Origin of the sequence: Microbispora sp. CL1-1 (assembly GCF_012034195.1) — a bacterium.
GTDB lineage: Bacteria > Actinomycetota > Actinomycetes > Streptosporangiales > Streptosporangiaceae > Microbispora.
Map to the genome: position 1 here is coordinate 1 of NZ_JAATEK010000248.1, position 269 is coordinate 269.

Here is a 269-nt window from a genome sequence, read left to right on the forward strand (position 1 = left end):
TGGGCAGCCGTCGATCCAGCAGGTGGCGTAGCGGGCGTAGATGGCCCGGCGTTGGGCGGGGGTGGCGAGGCGGACTTTGCGGCCCATGTCGAGGACCTGTCCCTCGGCGTTCATGACGATCCGGACCAGGGTTGAGGTCCGGGCGAGGCGGTGCACGCTGGAGAGGGGCAGCACCTGCCCGGTCGCCAGCAGCAACCCCGGCGGCACCATCCCCAACGCCCCTCCCAGAGACGCCCCCAGCAGCGTGCTTGCCGACGCTCCCAGCGCCG

General features: G+C 72.5%; 1 protein-coding gene. It reads right to left on the bottom strand.

Going from position 1 to position 269, the window contains the following annotated elements:
• On the bottom strand, positions 1 to 210 hold a 210-nt coding region (locus HCK04_RS40780), incomplete at its 3' end, for a DUF222 domain-containing protein (protein WP_240972284.1).
• Positions 211 to 269 lie beyond the last annotated feature (59 nt).